16 protein-coding genes are annotated in these 15798 nt (G+C 61.7%); 9 read left to right on the top strand and 7 right to left on the bottom strand.

Going from position 1 to position 15798, the window contains the following annotated elements; all coding sequences use genetic code 11:
- Positions 1-60 precede the first annotated feature (60 nt).
- Both rhlB and DM807_RS00270 read right to left on the bottom strand, forming a co-directional pair.
- On the bottom strand, positions 61-1530 hold the full coding sequence (gene rhlB, locus DM807_RS00265) for an ATP-dependent RNA helicase RhlB (protein WP_012274093.1): 1470 nt from the start codon (positions 1528-1530) through the stop codon (positions 61-63).
- 101 nt (positions 1531-1631) lie between these two features.
- Positions 1632-2288, bottom strand: a complete 657-nt coding sequence (locus DM807_RS00270) for an alpha/beta hydrolase (protein ID WP_012274092.1) — start codon at positions 2286-2288, stop codon at positions 1632-1634.
- A gap of 332 nt (positions 2289-2620) precedes the next feature.
- Between DM807_RS00270 and DM807_RS00275 the strand changes: the two genes are divergently transcribed.
- The 4 genes from DM807_RS00275 to DM807_RS00290 all read left to right on the top strand — a co-directional run bounded on the left by DM807_RS00275 (position 2621) and on the right by DM807_RS00290 (position 6778).
- Positions 2621-3649 carry an amino acid ABC transporter substrate-binding protein gene (locus DM807_RS00275; RefSeq protein ID WP_012274091.1) on the top strand — a complete coding sequence of 343 codons (1029 nt, stop codon included), beginning with the start codon at positions 2621-2623 and terminating at the stop codon, positions 3647-3649.
- Between the two features lie 67 nt (positions 3650-3716).
- Positions 3717-4895, top strand: a complete 1179-nt coding sequence (locus tag DM807_RS00280; protein WP_012274090.1) for an amino acid ABC transporter permease — start codon at positions 3717-3719, stop codon at positions 4893-4895.
- Between the two features lie 10 nt (positions 4896-4905).
- A complete protein-coding gene (locus tag DM807_RS00285; protein ID WP_012274089.1) occupies positions 4906-6003 on the top strand; it encodes an amino acid ABC transporter permease in 1098 nt (365 codons plus the stop codon).
- Between the two features lie 10 nt (positions 6004-6013).
- Positions 6014-6778, top strand: a complete 765-nt coding sequence (locus DM807_RS00290) for an amino acid ABC transporter ATP-binding protein (protein ID WP_003251792.1) — start codon at positions 6014-6016, stop codon at positions 6776-6778.
- Positions 6779-6808: 30 nt separating this feature from the next.
- Here the strand turns inward: DM807_RS00290 and algW are convergent, their stop codons facing one another.
- Positions 6809-7969 carry a Do family serine endopeptidase AlgW gene (gene algW, locus DM807_RS00295; RefSeq protein ID WP_012274088.1) on the bottom strand — a complete coding sequence of 387 codons (1161 nt, stop codon included), beginning with the start codon at positions 7967-7969 and terminating at the stop codon, positions 6809-6811.
- 168 nt (positions 7970-8137) lie between these two features.
- Between algW and DM807_RS00300 the strand changes: the two genes are divergently transcribed.
- From DM807_RS00300 to cysN, 3 genes are all read left to right on the top strand, one after another.
- Complete coding sequence (locus DM807_RS00300) at positions 8138-8896, top strand: Nif3-like dinuclear metal center hexameric protein (RefSeq protein WP_012274087.1); 759 nt, start codon at positions 8138-8140, stop codon at positions 8894-8896.
- 197 nt (positions 8897-9093) lie between these two features.
- Positions 9094-10011 carry a sulfate adenylyltransferase subunit CysD gene (cysD, locus tag DM807_RS00305; protein WP_003251799.1) on the top strand — a complete coding sequence of 306 codons (918 nt, stop codon included), beginning with the start codon at positions 9094-9096 and terminating at the stop codon, positions 10009-10011.
- Between the two features lie 16 nt (positions 10012-10027).
- The gene (cysN, locus tag DM807_RS00310; RefSeq protein ID WP_012274086.1) at positions 10028-11929 is read left to right on the top strand and encodes a sulfate adenylyltransferase subunit CysN; all 1902 of its coding nucleotides are present in this window, start codon (positions 10028-10030) and stop codon (positions 11927-11929) included.
- Positions 11930-12022: 93 nt separating this feature from the next.
- Here cysN and DM807_RS00315 read toward each other — a convergent pair whose 3' ends face one another.
- The 3 genes from DM807_RS00315 to DM807_RS00325 all read right to left on the bottom strand — a co-directional run bounded on the left by DM807_RS00315 (position 12023) and on the right by DM807_RS00325 (position 13191).
- A complete protein-coding gene (locus DM807_RS00315; RefSeq protein WP_012274085.1) occupies positions 12023-12280 on the bottom strand; it encodes a bacteriocin immunity protein in 258 nt (85 codons plus the stop codon).
- On the bottom strand, positions 12277-12597 hold the full coding sequence (locus tag DM807_RS00320) for an S-type Pyocin (protein WP_012274084.1): 321 nt from the start codon (positions 12595-12597) through the stop codon (positions 12277-12279). Before DM807_RS00320 ends, DM807_RS00315 begins: the two co-directional genes overlap by 4 nt.
- 114 nt (positions 12598-12711) lie before the next feature.
- A complete protein-coding gene (locus tag DM807_RS00325; RefSeq protein ID WP_012274083.1) occupies positions 12712-13191 on the bottom strand; it encodes an Lrp/AsnC family transcriptional regulator in 480 nt (159 codons plus the stop codon).
- A 127-nt stretch (positions 13192-13318) separates the two neighbouring features.
- Here DM807_RS00325 and DM807_RS00330 point away from each other — a divergent pair, with 127 nt between their 5' ends.
- Entirely contained in the window at positions 13319-14515 is a 1197-nt protein-coding gene (locus DM807_RS00330; RefSeq protein ID WP_060493237.1) for a methionine gamma-lyase, read from the top strand.
- Positions 14516-14574: 59 nt separating this feature from the next.
- On the opposite strand, the gene DM807_RS00335 is transcribed toward DM807_RS00330, so the two are convergent.
- Positions 14575-15012 carry a Z-ring associated ZapG family protein gene (locus DM807_RS00335; RefSeq protein WP_012274081.1) on the bottom strand — a complete coding sequence of 146 codons (438 nt, stop codon included), beginning with the start codon at positions 15010-15012 and terminating at the stop codon, positions 14575-14577.
- Between the two features lie 135 nt (positions 15013-15147).
- On the opposite strand from DM807_RS00335, the gene DM807_RS00340 reads away from it, so the two are divergent.
- Positions 15148-15783, top strand: coding sequence for an alpha/beta hydrolase (locus DM807_RS00340; protein WP_179026933.1), 636 nt, complete (start codon positions 15148-15150; stop codon positions 15781-15783).
- Positions 15784-15798: the final 15 nt, after the last annotated feature.

Raw genomic sequence — 15798 nt, forward strand, 5'->3', positions numbered from 1 at the left:
GCGCGGCCCTTTCGCGACACAAGGCCGCTCCTACAGGGACGGCGTTAGCATTTCGGGTAATCAGTGGTGCTTGCGCGGCACCGGCTTCAACAGCTCATCCGGCGGCATTTCACACTTGATCTTGCGCCCCAGCAGTTCTTCGATCGCCGGCAACTGGTAGGAATCATCCTCACCGGCAAAGCTGATCGACACACCACTGCTCCCCGCACGGCCAGTTCGGCCAATGCGGTGCACGTAGTCGTCCGGGTCTTCCGGCAGGGTGAAGTTGATCACATGGCTGATACCATCGATGTGAATACCACGCCCCGCCACGTCGGTCGCCACCAGCACGGTGATGCGCCCTTCACGGAAGCTCTCCAGGGTACGGATGCGCTTGTGTTGCGGCACGTCGCCCGACAGCTGGGCGGCATTGATGCCGTCACGCACCAGCTTTTCTTCGATACGCCGCACTTCGTCCTTGCGGTTGGCGAACACCATTACCCGTTCCCACTTGTTCTGGGTCACCAGGTTGTACAGCAGCTTGTACTTGTCGCTGCCAGCCACGGCATACACATGCTGCTCGACCGTTTCGCTGGCGACGTTTTCCGGTTCGATCTCGACGATGGCCGGGTTGGTGGTCCACTGCTTGGCCAGGTTCATCACGTCGTCGGTGAAGGTGGCGGAGAACAGCAGGGTCTGGCGCTCGCTCTTCGGCGGCGTCTGGCGAATGATCTGGCGAACCTGGGGGATGAAGCCCATGTCGAGCATGCGGTCGGCTTCGTCCAGCACCATCACCTCGACCATGTCCAGGTGCACTTCGCCGCGCTGATTGAAGTCCAGCAGGCGGCCCGGGGTGGCCACCAGGATGTCGCAGTGGCGCGCTTCCAGGGCCTTGAGCTGCTTGTCGAAGTCCATGCCACCGACGAAGCTCATCACGTTCAGGCCGGTGTACTTGGTCAGGGCCGCGGCGTCCTTGGCGATCTGCACCACCAGCTCGCGGGTAGGGGCGATGATCAGCGCGCGCGGTTCGCCCATGTAGCGTTCCTTGGGCGGGGGCGTCTGCTGCAACTGGGAAATGATCGAGATCAGGAATGCGGCGGTCTTGCCGGTACCGGTCTGGGCCCGGCCGATGGCGTCCTGGCCACGCAGGGTGTAACCCAGTACCTGCGCCTGAATCGGCGTGCAGTATGGGAAGCCCAGGTCGTGGATGGCGTGCATCAGCTCGTTGGACAGCTTGAAGTCGTGGAAACGGGTTTTGCCTTCCTGCGGCTCGACCACGAAGTCTTCGGGCTTCCATAGGCTGGCCTGCGGTTTGGGCTTGCGCTCGCGACGCGGTTTGTCCTTGGCCGGCTTCTCGGCTGCTGGCGCTGGCGTAACGGCGGCAGGCCGCTCAGCCTTGGGGGTGGGGTTGGCGCGCGGGGCGGCCGGTTTGGCTGCGGGCCGGGGCTCGCTGGCGGGCGTGGGCGCCGGTGGTGTCACGCTGGCAGCAGGAGCGACGGCCTGTGGCGCGGCGTCTCCCTTGCCGAATATTTTCTTGAGTGCCTTGAGCACGATCGTCTCATCAACTGGTTAAGGAATGTACGCCGGGCAGTGTAATGCAAGATTCGGGCGCGGCGTAGTGGAATAGCCCTACAACTACAGGCGGTCGCGGCTTATTGCAGTTGCTTGGCCAGCCATTCGTGAATGTCGTTCAGCTCTTCGACTACCACTTCGTGCTCCATCGGGTACTCGTGCCAGCGGGCGGCGACGCCCCAGGTGTTCAGGTACTCGAAGGCGGTGCGGCCCATGGACGGGATCACTACCGGGTCGTGCACCCCATGCAGGCACAGGGCCGGGGTGCGTTGCTGGCAGGCACTCAACTGGTGCTGGTCGTTGAAGGTGGGGGCGTAGGTGGACAGGGCGATCACCCCGCCCAGTGCTTCTTGCCACTTTATATAGGCAGTGTGCAGCACCACCGCACCACCCTGGGAGAAACCGGCCAGGAAGATCCGCGACAGGTTGATGCCTTTGGCCTGCTCGGCCTTGATCAGGGCAACCACTTGCTCGGCCGACTCCTCCAGCTGAGCTTCGTCGATGGCGCGGGCTGGGGTCATGGCCTTGATGTCGTACCAGCTGGGCATGGCGTAGCCGCCGTTGATGGTCACGGGGCGGGTTGGCGCCTGGGGCATGATGAAGCGGGTGCTGAGCAGGCGCTCCTGCATGAATTCGGCCACAGGTAGGAAGTCGTAACGATCGGCCCCCAGACCGTGCAACCAGATCACACAGGCGTCAGCGGTTTTCTGTGGTTCGAGAATCAGCGGGTTGGTCATGACTGCTCCGAAAATGTGCGTGTCTTGTTATGGCGTGCGTGAAAAGAAGGCACGGGAAATGATTGTCGGAAAAAGAATGTCGCAACGATACAACTTTCCCTACTTGACGAGCGCTTAAACGCTACAGCCAAAGAATCTGGTACGCCCTTTGCAATTCAACCTGTGATGCAAAGGGCAAGCCGTGACGGTAACACCCTTTGCACGCGAAGGCTGTCACAGAACAGTCCATTGCGCCAATTGACCCAATAACAAGCCAATACGGGTCGGATACGCCTCAAAAGGGTGCGGTGCAATTCCGGCTCGATACAACAAGAGCGATTTGGAGGTTGTGAATGAAGATGTTGAAAACCACCCTGGCAGTCCTGACCGCTGCCGCCGCGCTGGGCGCCGTGAGCAATGCCCAGGCCGGCGCCACCCTCGATGCGGTAAAGAAAAAGGGCTTCGTCCAGTGTGGCGTGAGCGACGGTCTTCCAGGCTTCTCGGTACCTGATGCACAGGGCAAGATCGTCGGTATCGACGCCGATGTCTGCCGTGCCGTGGCCGCCGCCGTGTTTGGCGATGCCACCAAGGTCAAGTTCAGCCAGCTCAACGCCAAGGAACGCTTCACCGCCCTGCAATCGGGCGAAGTCGACGTGCTGTCGCGCAACACCACCTGGACCAGCTCGCGCGATGCGGGCATGGGCCTGGTGTTCGCCGGTGTCACCTACTATGACGGCGTCGGCTTCCTGGTCAACAAGAAGCTGGGTGTTTCCAGCGCCAAGGAGCTCGATGGCGCGACCATCTGCATCCAGGCCGGTACCACCACCGAGCTGAACGTATCGGACTTCTTCCGCGCCAATAACCTGAAGTACACCCCGATCACCTTCGACACGTCCGACGAAAGCGCCAAGTCGCTGGAGTCCGGCCGTTGCGACGTGCTGACTTCGGACAAGTCGCAGCTGTTCGCCCAGCGCTCCAAGCTGGCCGCGCCGACCGACTACGTGGTGCTGCCGGAAACCATCTCCAAGGAGCCACTGGGCCCGGTAGTGCGCAAGGGCGACGAGGAGTGGTTCAGCATCGTCAAATGGACCCTGTTCGCCATGCTCAACGCCGAAGAGGCGGGCATCACCTCGAAGAACGTCGAAGCTGAGGCCAAGGCCACCAAGAACCCGGACGTCGCCCGCCTGCTGGGTGGGGATGGCGAGTACGGCAAGGACCTCAAACTGCCCAAAGACTGGGTAGTGCAGATCGTCAAGCAAGTCGGCAACTACGGCGAAGTGTTCGAGAAGAACCTGGGCCAGAGCACCGACCTGAAGATCGACCGTGGCATGAACGCCCTGTGGAACAACGGCGGCATCCAGTACGCGCCACCTGTGCGCTGATGGTTGCACCCTGCGGCGGCATCCCGCCGCCGCAGGCTGTTCGAATCCCTACTGTCCGGGGCACTTCATGCAAAATCAAATCGGCGCACCCAAGGGCTTGTCCCTTAACGATCCGCGTGTGCGCGCGTGGCTGTTCCAGATTCTCACGATCGTCTTCGTGGTCGGTCTGGGCTGGTACCTGTTCCACAACACGCAAACCAACCTGCAGCACCGAGGCATCACGTCGGGCTTCGACTTTCTGGACCGCAGTGCCGGCTTCGGCATCGCCCAGCACCTGATCCCCTACGTGGAATCCGACAGCTATGCGCGGGTGTTCGTCATCGGCCTGCTCAATACCCTGCTGGTGACCTTCATCGGTGTCATCCTGGCGACGATCCTGGGCTTCATCATCGGTGTGGCGCGGCTGTCGCCAAACTGGATGATCAACAAGCTGGCGACCGTGTATGTGGAAACCTTCCGCAATATCCCGCCGCTGTTGCAGATCCTGTTCTGGTATTTCGCCGTGTTCCTGACCCTGCCAGGCCCACGGGGCAGCATCAACATCGACGATATGTTCTTCATCAGCAACCGTGGCCTGAACATGCCGGGCGCCTCCATGGCCGATGGTTTCTGGCCGTTTGCAGTGGCCGTGGTGGTGGCAATCGCGGCCATTGCCGTGATGGTGCGCATGGCCAACAAACGCTTTGACGAGACTGGCGTGCCGTTCCACAAGTTCTGGGCAGGGCTGGCGCTGTTGATCGCCATCCCGGGCTTGAGCGTGCTGTTGTTCGGCAGCCCGGTGACCTGGGAAGTACCGCAGTTGAAGGGCTTCAACTTCGTCGGTGGCTGGGTATTGATCCCCGAACTGCTGGCGCTGACCTTGGCGCTGACTATTTATACGGCAGCTTTCATCGCTGAAATCGTGCGTTCCGGCATCCGTTCGGTCAGCCATGGCCAGACCGAGGCCGCCCGTTCGCTGGGCCTGCGCGAGGGCCCGACCCTGCGCAAGGTGATCATCCCCCAGGCACTGCGGGTGATCATTCCGCCGCTGACCAGCCAGTACCTGAACCTTGCGAAGAACTCGTCGCTGGCGGCCGGTATCGGCTACCCGGAAATGGTCTCGCTGTTCGCCGGTACCGTGCTCAACCAGACCGGCCAGGCCATCGAGGTGATCGCCATCACCATGAGTGTCTATCTCGCCATCAGCATCAGCATTTCGCTGCTGATGAACTGGTACAACAAGCGCATTGCGCTGATCGAGCGGTGAGGATACGCCCGTGAATGCCCATGTTTTCAAACCCGATATGCCGCCACCGGTGAAAACCGTCGGCGTGCTCGCATGGATGCGTGCCAATCTGTTCTCCAGCTGGCTCAACACGTTGTTGACCCTGTTTGCCCTGTACTTGGTGTGGCTGATCGTGCCGCCGTTGCTGCAGTGGGCGTTGATCGACGCCAACTGGGTCGGCACCACCCGCGCCGACTGCACCAAGGAGGGCGCCTGCTGGGTGTTCGTGCAGCAGCGCTTCGGCCAGTTCATGTACGGCTACTACCCGGCGGAGCTGCGCTGGCGCGTGGACCTGACCGTGTGGCTTGCCGTGCTCGGTGCCGCGCCGCTGTTCATCAAGCGCTTCCCGCGCAAGGCCTTCTATGGCCTGGGCTTCCTGGTGCTGTACCCGGTTTTGGCCTACACCCTGCTGCACGGGGGCTACCTGGGCCTGGATAGCGTGCCGACCAGCCAATGGGGCGGGCTGATGCTGACCCTGGTGATCGCCACCGTGGGTATCGTCGGTGCCTTGCCGCTGGGCATCCTGCTGGCCCTGGGCCGGCGTTCGCGGATGCCGGCCGTGAAGGTGGTGTGCGTGACCTTCATCGAGTTCTGGCGCGGCGTACCGCTGATCACCGTGCTGTTCATGTCCTCGGTGATGCTGCCGTTGTTCCTGCCTGAAGGCATGAGCTTCGACAAGCTGCTGCGGGCGATGATCGGCGTGATCCTGTTCCAGTCGGCGTACATCGCCGAGGTGGTGCGCGGTGGCCTGCAGGCCATCCCCAAGGGCCAGTACGAAGCCGCTGCGGCCATGGGCCTGGGCTACTGGCGCTCGATGGGCCTGGTGATCCTGCCGCAGGCACTCAAGCTGGTGATCCCCGGCATCGTCAACACCTTCATCGCCCTGTTCAAGGACACCAGCCTGGTGATCATCATCGGCCTGTTCGACCTGCTGAACAGCGTCAAGCAAGCCGCCGCCGACCCGGCCTGGCTGGGCATGGCCACCGAGGGCTATGTGTTCGCCGCCCTGGTGTTCTGGGTTTTCTGTTTCGGTATGTCCCGCTACTCCATGCATCTGGAGCGCAAGCTGGACACTGGCCACAAGCGTTAGGAGTTTCGAAATGAGTGAAGCGATCAAGCAGCCTGCTGGCCCCGAAGGCATCATCCAGATGCAGGGTGTGAACAAGTGGTACGGCCAGTTCCATGTGCTCAAGGACATCAACCTGAATGTGCGCCAGGGCGAGCGCATCGTGCTGTGCGGGCCGTCCGGCTCGGGCAAGTCCACCACCATCCGCTGCCTCAACCGCCTGGAAGAGCATCAGCAGGGGCGTATCGTGGTCGACGGCGTGGAGCTGACCAACGACCTCAAGCAGATCGAGGCTATCCGCCGTGAAGTGGGCATGGTGTTCCAGCACTTCAACCTGTTCCCGCACCTGAGCATTCTGGAAAACTGCACCCTGGCGCCGATGTGGGTGCGCAAGATGCCACGGCGCAAGGCCGAGGAAATTGCCATGCATTACCTGGAGCGGGTGCGTATTCCGGAGCAGGCGCACAAGTACCCAGGGCAGTTGTCGGGTGGCCAGCAGCAGCGTGTGGCGATTGCCCGTGCGCTGTGCATGAAACCCAAGATCATGCTGTTCGATGAACCGACCTCGGCGCTGGACCCGGAAATGGTCAAGGAAGTGCTCGATACCATGGTGGGCCTGGCCGAAGATGGCATGACCATGCTTTGCGTAACCCACGAAATGGGCTTTGCCCGGACTGTGGCGAACCGGGTGATCTTCATGGACAAGGGGGAGATTGTGGAGCAAGCCGCGCCGGATGACTTCTTCGACCGGCCGCGCAGTGATCGGACCAAGTTGTTCCTCAGCCAGATCCTGCACTGATGCAGTTGGGGCCGCAAAGCGGCCCCATTTTTATTTCTCTTCCGGGTTGGCAGCCGGCGCCGGCGGCGGCCGCAGCCCCACCTCGGCAACCAGCTTCAATTGCTGCCCATTGCGCATCACCTCGATGGTGATCTTCTCATTGGGCTTGATCCGCGCCACCTGGTTCATCGACTTGCGCCCGTCACCGGCCGGCTCGCCGTTGATGCTCAGGATCACGTCACCCAGCTGCAGCCCGGCCTTGGCCGCCGGCCCTTCGCGGAAGATACCCGCCACCACGATGCCTGGGCGGTCCTTCATGCCGAACGACTCGGCCAGCTCCTGGCTCAGCGGCTGCACTTCGATACCCAGCCAGCCACGAATCACCTGGCCATGCTCGACGATCGACTTCATCACCTCCAGTGCCAGTTTTACCGGGATGGCAAAACCGATGCCTTGCGAGCCGCCGGACTTGGAAAAGATTGCCGTGTTGATGCCGACCAGGTTGCCATTGGCATCCACCAGCGCGCCACCCGAATTGCCGGGGTTGATCGCCGCGTCGGTCTGGATGAAGTCTTCGTAGTTGTTCAGGCCCAGCTGGTTTCGGCCGGTGGCGCTGATGATGCCCATGGTCACGGTCTGGCCGACGCCAAACGGGTTGCCGATGGCCAGCGACACGTCGCCGATATGGATGTTGTCGGAACGGCCGATGGTGATTGCCGGCAGATTCTTCAGGTCGATCTTGAGCACCGCCAGGTCGGTTTCCGGGTCGCTGCCGATCACGCGGGCCAAGGTTTCGCGGCCATCCTTCAGCGCAACGACGATCTGGTCGGCGCCGCTGGTGACGTGGTTGTTGGTCAGCAGGTAGCCCTCGGGGCTCATGATCACCGCCGAGCCCAGGCTTGATTCCCAGCGGCGCTGCTTGGGCAGGTTGTCGCCGAAAAAGCGGCGGAACTGCGGGTCTTCGAAGAGCGGGTGAGCGCTTTTGTTCACCACCTTGGTGGTGTACAGGTTGACCACAGCCGGGGCGGCCAATGTCACGGCGTCGGCGTACGACACCGGGCCTTGCATGATCCGCGTGGTCTGCGGTGCTTGCTGCAGGTTGACGTCCTGGCTGGGCAGGCCGACCCATTCCGGGAAACGCTGGATGATCAGCATGGCGATCAGTACGCCGGTAAGCAGGGGCCAGCCAAAGTAACGCAAAGCCTTGAACATGAACGAATCCTGGAAAGAGCGGGGGCCAGCGGCCGCGCAGTGGGGCATGAGCGCGCGCGATGATACACCGGTTCCCCCAGTGCCGGCGACGGCCCATAATGGCCGGCATTATACGGGCGTTCGCTAGGCGTTGTGCCTGGGAAAAGCGCAGTTTTCGAGGAGATTTTCATGGCCGTCGCTCTAAACACCCTGGTCGAAGAAGCCGAGCGTTACCTGGGTAGCGCGAAGATCCAGGATTATTGCCCCAATGGCCTGCAGGTCGAAGGCCGGCCACAGGTCAGCCGCATCGTCAGTGGCGTTACCGCCAGCCAGGCGCTACTGGACGCAGCGGTCGAGGCCGGGGCCGACCTGGTGCTGGTGCACCATGGTTACTTCTGGAAAGGTGAAAACCCATGCATCACCGGTATTCGCCAGCGTCGCCTGAAAACCTTGCTGAACAACGATATCAGCCTGCTGGCGTTTCACCTGCCGCTGGACGTGCACCCGGAGGTAGGTAACAACGTGCAACTGGCGCGGCAACTGGACATCACCGTCGAAGGGCCGCTGGACCCGGAGAACCCCAAAGTGGTCGGGTTGGTCGGTTCGCTGGCCGAGCCCGTGACCGCGCGTGATTTTGCAAGGCGGGTGCAGGACGTGCTGGGGCGTGAGCCGTTGCTGGTCGAAGGCGACGAGATGATCCGTCGGGTCGGCTGGTGCACCGGTGGCGGGCAGGGTTACATCGACACGGCGATTGCGGCCGGGGTGGACCTGTACCTCACAGGCGAGGCGTCGGAGCAGACCTACCACAGTGCCCGCGAGAATGGGGTCAGCTTCATTGCGGCCGGGCACCATGCCACCGAGCGCTATGGCGTGCAGGCGCTGGGCGATTACCTGGCGCGGCGGTTTGCCGTGGAGCACCTGTTCATCGATTGCCCGAACCCCATCTGAAATCAGTGCTGCCCTCTGCGCGGGCTCGCCTGCTCCCAAAGGGCGCAACGCGGCCCCAATATCAGCCAAACCCCCAGTCATATCGTTAGACCTTTTCGATCTAGCCCGCCGCCTAAATAGAAGCAGCCGCTGTGATAAAGTGGCTCGCTCGAACACGGCCCGCAGGCCGTCCATAAGATCGTTTTTCGTGAGTAGCCATGGTCGACAAACTGACGCACTTGAAACAGCTGGAGGCGGAAAGCATCCATATCATCCGCGAGGTGGCCGCCGAGTTCGACAACCCGGTGATGCTGTACTCGATCGGCAAGGATTCCGCCGTGATGCTGCACCTGGCGCGCAAGGCCTTCTTCCCGGGCAAGCTGCCGTTCCCGGTGATGCACGTCGACACCCAGTGGAAATTCCAGGAGATGTACAGCTTCCGCGACAAGATGGTCGAGGAAATGGGCCTGGAACTGATCACCCACGTCAACCCCGAGGGTGTGGCGCAGGGCATCAACCCGTTCACCCATGGCAGCTCCAAGCACACCGACATCATGAAGACCCAGGGCCTGAAGCAGGCGTTGGACAAGCATGGTTTCGACGCCGCTTTCGGTGGCGCGCGCCGCGACGAAGAGAAGTCGCGGGCCAAGGAACGCGTGTATTCGTTCCGAGACAGCAAGCACCGTTGGGACCCGAAAAACCAGCGCCCAGAGCTGTGGAACGTGTACAACGGCAAGGTCAACAAGGGCGAGTCGATCCGCGTCTTCCCGCTGTCGAACTGGACCGAGCTGGACATCTGGCAGTACATCTACCTTGAAGGCATCCCGATCGTGCCGCTGTACTTCGCCGCCGAGCGTGAAGTCATCGAGAAGAACGGCACCCTGATCATGATCGACGACGAGCGCATTCTCGAGCACCTCTCCGAGGAAGAGAAAGCCCGCATCGTCAAGAAGAAGGTGCGTTTCCGTACCCTTGGCTGCTACCCGCTGACGGGCGCTGTCGAGTCGGAAGCCGAAACGCTCACCGACATCATTCAGGAAATGCTCCTGACGCGCACTTCCGAGCGCCAGGGCCGAGTCATCGACCACGATGGCGCCGGTTCCATGGAAGACAAAAAACGTCAGGGCTACTTCTAATTTTCAGGGTTACTCCATGTCGCACCAATCCGATTTGATCAGCGAAGATATCCTCGCTTATCTGGCTCAGCACGAGCGCAAAGAACTGCTGCGTTTCCTCACCTGCGGCAACGTGGATGACGGCAAGAGCACCCTGATCGGGCGCCTGCTGCACGATTCGAAGATGATCTACGAGGACCACCTCGAGGCCATCACCCGTGATTCGAAAAAAGTCGGTACCACCGGCGAAGAAGTCGACCTGGCACTTCTGGTAGACGGCCTGCAGGCCGAGCGTGAGCAGGGCATCACCATCGATGTTGCCTACCGCTACTTCTCCACCGCCAAGCGCAAGTTCATCATTGCCGACACCCCGGGCCACGAGCAGTACACCCGCAACATGGCCACCGGTGCATCCACCTGCGACCTGGCGATCATCCTGGTCGATGCCCGCTACGGCGTGCAGACCCAGACCCGCCGCCACAGCTACATCGCCTCGTTGCTGGGCATCAAGCACATCGTGGTCGCGGTCAACAAGATGGACCTCAAGGGCTTCGACCAAGACGTCTTCGAGTCGATCAAGGCCGACTACCTGCAGTTCGCCGAAGCCATCAACCTGACCCCGAGCAGCCTGCACTTCGTGCCGATGTCGGCGCTCAAGGGTGACAACGTGGTCAACCACAGCGAGCGTTCGCCGTGGTATGCCGGCCCGACGCTGATGGAAATCCTCGAAACCGTCGAAGTGTCGGCCGACCGCAACTTCACCGACCTGCGTTTCCCGGTGCAGTACGTGAACCGCCCGAACCTGAACTTCCGTGGCTTCGCCGGCACCATCGCCAGCGGCGTGGTGCACAAGGGCGACGAAATCGTCGTGCTGCCGTCGGGCAAGAGCAGCCGCGTCAAGTCCATCGTCACCTACGAAGGTGAGCTGGAAAACGCCGGCCCAGGCCAGGCAGTGACCCTGACCATGGAAGACGAGATCGACATCTCCCGTGGCGACCTGCTGGTACATGCCGACAACGTACCGCCGGTGACCGACCAGTTCGACGCCATGCTGGTGTGGATGGCCGAAGAGCCGATGCTCCCGGGCAAGAAGTACGACATCAAGCGCGCCACCAGCTATGTGCCGGGCTCGATTGCCAGCATCACCCACAAGGTCGATGTGAACACCCTGGAGCAGGGCGCTGCCAGCGCACTGCAGCTGAACGAGATCGGCCGCGTGAAGGTTGCACTGGACGCCTCGATCGCCCTGGACGGCTACGACAGCAACCGCACCACCGGTGCGTTCATTGTCATCGACCGCCTGACCAACGGCACCGTTGGCGCCGGCATGATCATCGCTCCGCCCGTTCTGCCACACGGCAGCACCGGCCAGCATGGCAAGCAGGCCCACGTGTCGACCGAAGAGCGCGCCCTGCGCTTCGGCCAGCAGCCAGCCACCGTGCTGTTCAGCGGCCTGTCCGGCGCTGGCAAGAGCACCTTGGCCTATGCCGTGGAGCGCAAGCTGTTCGACATGGGCCGTGCGGTATACGTGCTCGATGGCCAGAACCTGCGCCACGACCTGAACAAGGGCCTGCCGCAAGACCGCGCCGGTCGCACCGAAAACTGGCGCCGCGCCGCCCATGTGGCGCGCCAGTTCAACGAGGCCGGCCTGCTGACCCTGGCTGCGTTCGTGGCCCCGGATGCCGAAGGCCGCGAACAGGCCAAGGCGCTGATCGGCAAGGACCGCCTGGTGACTGTTTACGTCCAGGCTTCGCCGCTGGCTTGCCGCGAGCGTGACCCGCAAGGCCTGTACGCCGCCGGCGGCGACAACATCCCGGGCGAAAGCTTCCCGTTCGATGTGCCGCTGGATGCTGACCTTGTGATCGACACCCAGTCCACCAGCGTGGACGAAGGTGTGAAGCTGGTGCTGGACGTGCTGCGTCAGCGTGGCGCGATCTAAGCGCTAGGCTGCAAGGAAAACCCCGCTTCGGCGGGGTTTTTTGTGTGCAATACCGGCTTGTGAGGCGATCATCACCCAATGCTGCGCCCGCTGTCAGTCCCTGAACACTGAAAGGCCCTTCGACGCTCTCCATGCCACGATGCGAGTCATTACCTGCCCAGTGCAGTCTTCCGGTTTATCCCCGGTGTAATAGATCAGGTCAGAACCATCGGGGTGCGCAACCAGCTCGATAAAATGCTCCAGCAGTCTTTCCTGCCATTCCCGGGAGCCTGTCGCCTGAATTAGCGCGTCTACTATCGAGCGGAACTCACTGTATGAATAGTCTGCCAGGTCCTGCTTCAGGCTTATCACCAGGGCGCCTCCGATGAAAGCGTGTACTGCATCGCGCTCATGATTCGCAGGTTTTCAGCGTCGTACATCAGCCCACCCCACTCGGGCGGGTTCAGGTGGCATAGCTGATAGGAGCGCAGCCCCTTTGCCGTCTCATGGAATGGCGCGCGAGGGGGCCAGCCTTTCTTGAGGCGGTTGAGCTGGGCGGGGATGAATTGCTGGCTGTAGATTGGGTCCTCTGCGATCGCCAGCCAGAAGGACTGGGAAAAATGGTCGAAGCTGTGGAATGTTCGACCTGCGAGTTTCTGGATGATGAACTCTGGAAGATGGCTGGCCATGGAGTCGTCCCTGGAATAAGAGGCATGGAAAGTGTGCCCGGAGACGAGTTTTATGTATGTCAGAGACGGACTGCGTGTCAGTAGGAGCGTTCCTGCTGATTGGGAAGATCTGTCTTAGATGTGTTTTTCCGACACAGGTATTACCCTTTTCTCCTTCACCGCCTTGTAGGAAAAACTCGAATAGATCTCCTTCACCCCCGGCAGCCGTTGCAGCACTTCCCGGGTGAATTCGCCAAACGACTCCAGGTCCCGCGCCAGAATTTCCAGCAAAAAGTCATAGCGCCCTGAGATGTTGTGGCAGGCGACGATCTCGGGAATTTCCATCAGCCGCTGCTCGAACGCCAGCGCCATGTCCTTGGTGTGGGAGTCCATCATGATGCTGACGAACGCGGTCACGCCAAACCCCAGCGACTTGGGCGAGAGGATGGCCTGGTAGCCGGTGATGTAGCCGTTGTCTTCCAGCAGCTTGACCCGTCGCCAGCAGGGCGAGGTGGTCAGCGCCACCTGGTCGGCGAGCTCGGCGATGGTGAGGCGGGCGTTGTCCTGCAAGGCAGCCAGCAGGGCGCGGTCGGTGCGATCGAGGCTTGAAGGCATGTTTTGCCCTCCTGGTCCGTTGATTATTGTTTTCGTTCCAACAAGCACGCGTATGCGTGGGCCAATTTGGAAAAAATCGGGCAGCCCGGTGGCATAAGCTTATAACAAACCACAAGAGGCTGTTGCCATGCGCGACTCCCATAACAACACCGGTTTTTCCACGCGGGCCATTCACCATGGCTACGACCCGCTTTCCCACGGTGGTGCCCTGGTGCCACCGGTGTACCAGACCGCTACTTATGCCTTCCCCACTGTCGAATACGGCGCTGCGTGCTTCGCCGGGGAGGAAACGGGGCATTTCTACAGCCGCATCTCCAACCCGACCCTGGCCTTGCTCGAGCAACGCATGGCTTCGTTGGAGGGCGGTGAGGCGGGGCTGGCGCTGGCGTCGGGGATGGGCGCGATCACTTCGACCATCTGGACCTTGCTGCGGCCTGGCGATGAACTGATTGTCGGGCGTACTTTGTATGGCTGCACGTTCGCTTTCCTGCATCACGGCATTGGCGAGTTCGGGGTAAAGATCCACCATGTCGACCTCAACGATGCCAAGGCCCTGAAAGCGGCGATCAACAGCAAAACGCGGATGATCTACTTCGAAACGCCGGCCAACCCCAACATGCAACTGGTGGATATAGCGGCGGTCGTCGAGGCAGTACGAGGGCGTGATGTACTTGTGGTGGTCGACAACACCTATTGCACGCCGTACCTGCAGCGGCCGCTGGAGCTTGGGGCGGACCTGGTGGTGCATTCGGCGACCAAGTACCTCAGTGGCCATGGTGATATCACGGCGGGCCTGGTGGTGGGGCGTAAGGCGCTGGTCGACCGCATTCGCCTGGAGGGGCTGAAGGACATGACCGGGGCGGTGCTGTCGCCGCATGACGCGTCGCTGCTGATGCGCGGTATCAAGACCTTGGCCCTGCGCATGGACCGCCATTGCGCCAACGCCTTGCAGGTGGCGCAGTTCCTCGCGCGGCAGCCGCAGGTGGAACTTATTCACTACCCAGGTTTGCCGTCGTTCGCCCAATACGAACTGGCGCAGCGGCAGATGCGCTTGCCGGGTGGGATGATTGCCTTCGAGCTCAAGGGGGGGATCGACGCCGGGCGGCGCTTCATGAATGCGCTGCAGCTGTTTGCACGGGCGGTGAGCTTGGGTGATGCCGAATCGCTGGCGCAGCATCCGGCGAGCATGACGCATTCCAGTTACACGCCGCAGGAGCGGGCGCATCACGGCATATCGGAAGGATTGGTGCGGTTGTCGGTGGGGCTGGAGGATGTGGAAGACCTGCTGGCGGATGTCGAGCAGGCATTGCAGGCTTGCAAATAGGCAGCCTGTACCAGCCCACAAAAAAGGCCTCTTGCGAGGCCTTTTTCATGTTCAGCCGATCAGCGCTTGAGCCCGTAGCTCTCGTCGAGCATGCCCGGCGAGTTCGGCGCTTTTGGCGCATAGTCGCGTGGCACTTCGGCGGTGTCTTTCGGCGGTGTCAGGCGGTCACGCGGGCCTTGCGGCGCTTCGGAATGCAGCGCAGCCAGCAGGCGCTGGCGGGTGACGTCGTCGAGGGCCAGGCTGTTGGCGCCTTCGGCCAGGTGATCCTGTACGTCCTGGTAGCTCTGGGTCAGTTTCTTGACCAGCATGGCGGTGCTGTTGAAGTGGGTGACCACTTCGTTCTGGTAGCTGTCGAAACGCTTCTGGATATCATCCAGTTGGCGCTGGGTGTTGCTCGGCGCCGCATTGGGCAGCAGGCGGGCAACGATGAAACCGACCGCCACACCGATGACCAGGGCCAGGGTTGGCAACAACCAAACAAGGAGCGAGAGTTCCACGAGTCCTTCCTCTATAAACGGCTTTGCTTTACGTTAACGGCTCAGACCTGCGCTGTATACCGCGAGCGATCGCAAATCAGAACAGAATTCCTCACCTAGACGAATCGACCCTTCCCGAGGTCACGGAGTAGTGCCTTGCTTGTCCGCGAAACCCCCTTGTTCATCGATGGCCCCAGCGGCCAGCTGGAAGCCTTGTACCTGGACGTGGCCGACGCCCGTGGCGCGGTGCTGATCTGCCACCCCAACCCGGTTCAGGGCGGCACCATGCTCAACAAGGTGGTCTCGACCCTGCAGCGCACCGCACGTGATGCCGGCTATGTGACCCTGCGTTTCAACTACCGTGGTGTTGGCCAGAGCGCCGGTAGCCATGACATGGGCGCTGGCGAAGTAGCCGATGCCGAGGCCGCTGCCGCCTGGCTGCGTGCCAAACACCCCAAGCTGCCACTTGTGCTGATGGGCTTCTCGTTCGGTGGTTTCGTGGCCACCAGTCTGGCTGGGCGCCTGGAAGCTGCAGGCACGCAGTTGCAGCATCTGTTCATGATCGCCCCCGCCGTCATGCGCCTGACCACCGAGTTCCCGGTGCCGCAGCGTTGCCCGATCACCGTGGTGCAACCGGACGCCGACGAAGTCGTCGCACCGCAGCTGGTTTACGAGTGGTCCGACAGCTTGTCGCGCCCCCATGAGCTGCTGAAAGTGGCAGAATGCGGACACTTCTTCCATGGCAAGCTGACCGATCTGAAGGATCTGCTGCTGCCGCGCCTTTCGAACTGAGCCAAGCCTGAATAA

Origin of the sequence: Pseudomonas hunanensis, assembly GCF_013393325.1 — a bacterium.
GTDB classification, from domain to species: domain Bacteria; phylum Pseudomonadota; class Gammaproteobacteria; order Pseudomonadales; family Pseudomonadaceae; genus Aquipseudomonas; species Aquipseudomonas putida_P.